Source organism: Streptomyces sp. MK37H (assembly GCF_018035285.1).
Taxonomy (GTDB): Bacteria; Actinomycetota; Actinomycetes; order Streptomycetales; family Streptomycetaceae; genus Streptomyces; species Streptomyces endocoffeicus.
The window spans coordinates 1-4511 of sequence record NZ_JAAAYH010000579.1 but is presented as its reverse complement, the minus strand read 5'-3'; the positions used below and the strand labels follow the sequence as shown (position 1 = coordinate 4511).

The window sequence follows — 4511 nt, the reverse complement described above, 5'->3', positions numbered from 1 at the left end:
CGGTGATGTTCGGGCACGGCGGCCACCACGTCCATGTGATCGACCTGGTCGGCGACACCCTCTATGTGGAGTCGGACCGGCTGCTGGCCTTCGACGGCTCGCTGCGCCAGGGCACGATGTTCCTGGGCTCCCAGGGCGGGGTGATGGGCATGGTGCGCGGCCAGGTCACCGGCCAGGGGCTGTTCACCACCACCCTGGAGGGGCAGGGCTCCGCGGCGGTCATGGCGCACGGCGGGGTGCTGGAGCTGCCGATCGGCCCGGGACGTCCGGTGCATGTCGATCCGCAAGCCTATGTCGCCCACCGGGGTGATGTTCGCAATAAGCTCTCGACGGCGATCGGCTGGCGCGAAATGGTGGGCCGCGGCTCGGGCGAGGCGTTCCAACTGGAGCTGTCCGGCACCGGCATGGTCTACGTCCAGGCATCGGAGGAGAAGCTGTGAACGGCCCCGTCATCCATGACGCCTGGACGCTGCCCGTCGACGACAACATCAATCCGTACGCCTTCAGCGTGGATCTGAACGGCCAGTGGTTCCTGCAGAAAGGGAAGATGGTCGCCTACTACGGGCAGATCGACTTCCAGGGCGTCGGGCTCGGCCACCTCGACCACCTCATCGCCCACAGCTTCCACTCCCCGCTGCACGCGGCGGACTGGGTGGTGGCCGAGGGGCGGGGCAAGATGGTGCTCGCGGACCGCGCCTTCGACGTCAACTCCTACGACCTGGACGACGGCAATCTCTCCATCCGGTCCGGCAATCTGCTCGCCTTCCAGCCCTCGCTGTCCCTGAAGCAGTCCATCGTCCCGGGCTTCCTCACCCTCATCGGCACGGGGAAGTTCGTGGCCGCGTCCAACGGGCCCGTGGTCTTCATGGAACCGCCGATCCGGGTGGACCCCCAGGCGCTGGTCGGCTGGGCGGACTGCCCGACGCCGTGCCACCACTACGACCACCAGTATCTGCGCGGCTTCCTCGGGGCCGTCCGGTCGCGTACCGGCATCGGGGGCGCCTCGGGCGAGGAGCACCAATTCGAGTTCGTGGGCGCGGGGACCGTACTGCTCCAGTCCACGGAGGAGGTCGTCGCCGGGATATCGGTCGGCGAGACGGGGGATACCGGTTCGTGAGCGCGAAGGTGCGGAGTGTAACGTCGAACAGGTGACCTCTAGCCCGATGCATCCATTGGTTCGGAATTCAACTTCTATAGGTAGAATACATCCCATGGAGACCGAGAACGGCACGCGCTGGCTCAGCGACGAGGAACAGCGCGCCTGGCGCACCCATCTGGACGTCAGCCGGCTGCTGACCTACCAGCTCGAAAAAGACCTGCAGCCGTTCGGCCTGACCATGAACGACTACGAGATCCTGGTCAACCTCTCGGAGTCGGAGGACCACCGGATGCGGATGAGCGATCTCGCGTCCGCGACCCTGCAGTCCAAGAGCCGGCTGTCCCACCAGATCACCCGGATGGAGAACGCCGGCCTGGTCCGCCGCGAGAACTGCGAATCGGACCGGCGGGGGCTGTACGCCGTGCTGACCGAGCACGGCTGGGACACCATGCGCAAGGTCGCCCCCCATCATGTGGCGTCCGTGCGCAGGCACTTCATCGATCTGCTCGCGCCGGAGGACCTCAAGGCGCTGTACGGATCGCTGGTGCCCGTCGCGGAGCATCTGCGCACCCAGCGGGGCCGGATCTAAGGGGTGTGACGCCTGCGGCGGACCGGCCTCACCACCTACATCGGCAGCCGCAGCACGAACAGGGCGCCGCCCTCGGGTGCCGCCCGGACGGCCAGCGTGCCGCCGTGGCGCACCGCCACGTCCCGCGCGATGGCGAGGCCGAGCCCGGCCCCGCCATCGTCGCGGCTGCGGGCGTCGTCGAGCCGTACGAACCGCTCGAAGATCCGCTCCCGCTCGGCCTCGGGCACGCCCGCGCCGTCGTCCGCGACCTCCAGCACGGCCCACCGGCCCTCCTCGCGCACCGCCACCCGCACCCCGCTCCGGGCGTGCCGCTGCGCGTTGTCGATCAGATTGCCCAGCACCTGGGCCAGCTGCCCGCGCGAGCCCGGCACCGTGACCGGCACCGCCTCGTCCCGCACCGGCACCCGGTCCGCCAGCCGCTGGGCCAGCTCCTCGCGCACCAGGGCGTCCAGCGCCACCGGCGTGCCTCCGGTGGGCCGCTCCCCCGCGTCCAGCCGGGCCAGCAGCAGCAGATCGGCCGCGAGCCGCTGGAGCCGCACCACGTCCTCCACCGCGCCGTCCAGGTCCAGCAGCTCCGGATGGGCGGCGCCCACCTCCAGCTGGGTGCGGAGCGAGGCCACCGGGGAGCGCAGCTCATGGGAGGCGTCGGCCACGAAGGCCCGCTGCCGCTCCACGGACGCCTCCAGCGCCGTGAGCGTCTCGTTGGTGGTCCGGGCGAGCCGCGCCACCTCGTCGTGCGACCCCGGCTCGGGCACCCGCCGGGACAGGTCCGTGCTCGCCGTGATGGCGGCCATCTCGCGCCGGATGCCCTCCACGGGCCGCAGCGCGCGCCGGGTCACCAGCCAGGTCACGGCCGCCACGACCAGCAGCAGCAGCGGCAGCCCGAGCAGCATCGCGTTCCGCACCGTGGTGACCGCGCCGCGCTCGGTGGCCAGCGGGGCGCCCGCGTAGACGGTGACGTCCTCGCCGGAGGTGTCGGTGGCCTCCACGGCCGCCCAGACGTAGTCGGCGGTCTCCCCGTCGACACGGGCGGAGCCGTCGCTGTACTCCTGCCCGGAGGAGACCTTTCCGGCGCCGCCGTCGTCATCGTCCTGGTCGTCGTCCGTGACGCCCGCCGCGACGGGCTTCACGGACGCGCTCCCGGTGCCCGTCACGGCCTCCAGATCCTCGCTGACCGCCCGCACCCGGCCGTCCTCGTCCACGACCTGCACCGGGACGCTCTCGTCCAGCTTCAGCGAGCCGTAGCCCGCCCCGGCCGCTATCTTCGACGCCACCTCCCGCGCGTCCACCTGGGCCTTCAGCCGTGCCTGGTCCCCCAGATCGGAGCGCAGCACCTGCAGCACCGCGATCCCCGCCGCCACCAGGGCCACCGCCACCACCAGGGTCGCCCCCAGCGCGGCCCGCGCCCGTACCGAACCGAACGCCTTACGCACGGAGCCGGTACCCCGCTCCCCGTACGGTCTCGATGAGCCCCGCGCCCAGCTTGCGGCGCAGGGCGCTCACATACACCTCGACGATGTTGGGGTCGCCGTCGTAGGCGAAATCCCACACATGCTCCAGGATGTCGGGCTTGGAGACGACGTCCCCCGCCCGCGTCGCCAACTGCTCCAGCACGGAGAACTCCTTGGCGGTCAGCGCCACCTCCCGGCCGTCCCGCTCCACCCGGCGCGCGCCCCGGTCCACGCTGAGCGGCCCCACCCGCACCACGGGCGAGGCCCCGGGGCCACGGCGCCGCAGCAGCGCCCGTATCCGCGCCACCAGCACCACATACGAGAACGGCTTGGTCAGATAGTCATCGGCCCCGGTGTCGAGCCCCTCCGCCTCGTCGTACTCGCCGTCCTTGGCGGTGAGCATCAGGATCGGCACCTCGTGCCCGGCCGCCCGGAGCGCCCCGCACACGCGGTAGCCGTTCAGCCCCGGCAGCATGATGTCGAGGACGACGAGGTCGTACACCCCCTCCTGCGCACGGTGCAGCCCCTCCTGGCCGTCGTGCGCCACATCGACGGCGAACCCCTCCGCCCGCAGCCCCTTGGCCAGCGACAGGGCCAGCCGCCGCTCGTCCTCCACGATCAGCACACGCATGCGACCAGCGTCGCAGAGCGAACCTGAAGATCTCTTCAGGCGGCTTCAGGTGGGCTTCAGCATCGATCGGCCAGGGTGGTTGGCGTCCGAACACGAATGGGGAGGAACCCACATGAAGCGCATCATCATCGCATCTGTCGCCGCAGCCGCCCTGGCCACCGGAGGTACGGCCTTCGCGGTGGCGAGCGACGGGACGGACAGCGCACGGTCCTCGTCCCCGGCGGCCGCGTCCACCGGCGCCTCGCTGACCGAGGCGGCCAGCGCCGCGCTCAAGGCCGTCCCGGGCACGCTGGACTCCATCGACCGCGACCACGGCCGCTGGGAGGCGGACGTCCTGGGCAAGGACGGCGGGTGGCACGAGGTCACGCTGGACGCCAACGGCAAGGTGATCGACCAGCGGGTGGACCCGGACGACAACGACCCCGAGGACGCCGCCGAGGCCAAGGCCCTGCGGAACGCCGACGTCTCGGCCATCGAGGCGGCCCGGAAGGCCGCGTCCCAGTCCACGGTGACCTCCGTGGAGTTCGACGGCGACCGCACCCCGGTGTGGGAGGTCGAGACCGTCAAGAACCACAAGGAGCGCGACCTGATCGTAGACGCCCACTCGGGCAAGGTCACCCAGGCCCCGGCCGACGACGACAGCGGCGACGACGACTAGGGAGAGCCGCCGACGAGGCAGGAGGGGACGGGGTCGGAGGGGTGGGGCCCTGGACGCTTACGTGTATTTGTGGCGCCAATCAC

6 protein-coding genes are annotated in these 4511 nt (G+C 71.2%); 4 read left to right on the top strand and 2 right to left on the bottom strand.

All coding sequences use genetic code 11. The features are described 5' to 3' along the window. From GWI24_RS40915 to GWI24_RS40905, 3 genes are all read left to right on the top strand, one after another. On the top strand, positions 1-440 hold a 440-nt coding region (locus GWI24_RS40915), incomplete at its 5' end, for an AIM24 family protein (RefSeq protein ID WP_210951092.1). Continuing rightward, positions 437-1117 carry an AIM24 family protein gene (locus GWI24_RS40910; RefSeq protein WP_210951091.1) on the top strand — a complete coding sequence of 227 codons (681 nt, stop codon included), beginning with the start codon at positions 437-439 and terminating at the stop codon, positions 1115-1117. The genes GWI24_RS40915 and GWI24_RS40910, both read left to right, overlap by 4 nt. Positions 1118-1211: 94 nt before the next feature. After that, complete coding sequence (locus GWI24_RS40905; protein WP_210951090.1) at positions 1212-1688, top strand: MarR family winged helix-turn-helix transcriptional regulator; 477 nt, start codon at positions 1212-1214, stop codon at positions 1686-1688. Between the two features lie 35 nt (positions 1689-1723). Here GWI24_RS40905 and GWI24_RS40900 read toward each other — a convergent pair whose 3' ends face one another. Further along, entirely contained in the window at positions 1724-3121 is a 1398-nt protein-coding gene (locus GWI24_RS40900) for a HAMP domain-containing sensor histidine kinase (RefSeq protein ID WP_210951089.1), read from the bottom strand. Next, complete coding sequence (locus tag GWI24_RS40895) at positions 3114-3770, bottom strand: response regulator transcription factor (RefSeq protein ID WP_210951088.1); 657 nt, start codon at positions 3768-3770, stop codon at positions 3114-3116. The genes GWI24_RS40900 and GWI24_RS40895 overlap by 8 nt, the downstream gene beginning before the upstream one ends. A 112-nt stretch (positions 3771-3882) precedes the next feature. Here GWI24_RS40895 and GWI24_RS40890 point away from each other — a divergent pair, with 112 nt between their 5' ends. Further along, positions 3883-4428, top strand: coding sequence for a PepSY domain-containing protein (locus tag GWI24_RS40890; RefSeq protein WP_210951087.1), 546 nt, complete (start codon positions 3883-3885; stop codon positions 4426-4428). The last annotated feature ends 83 nt before the right edge of the window (positions 4429-4511 follow it).

Excerpts from the sequence above, each read along its gene's own strand:
- GWI24_RS40890 (WP_210951087.1), top strand. The coding sequence starts at position 3,883 with ATGAAGCGCATCATCATCGCATCTGTCGCCGCAGCCGCCCTGGCCACC.
- GWI24_RS40905 (WP_210951090.1), top strand. The coding sequence starts at position 1,212 with ATGGAGACCGAGAACGGCACGCGCTGGCTCAGCGACGAGGAACAGCGC.
- GWI24_RS40895 (WP_210951088.1), bottom strand. The coding sequence starts at position 3,770 with ATGCGTGTGCTGATCGTGGAGGACGAGCGGCGGCTGGCCCTGTCGCTG.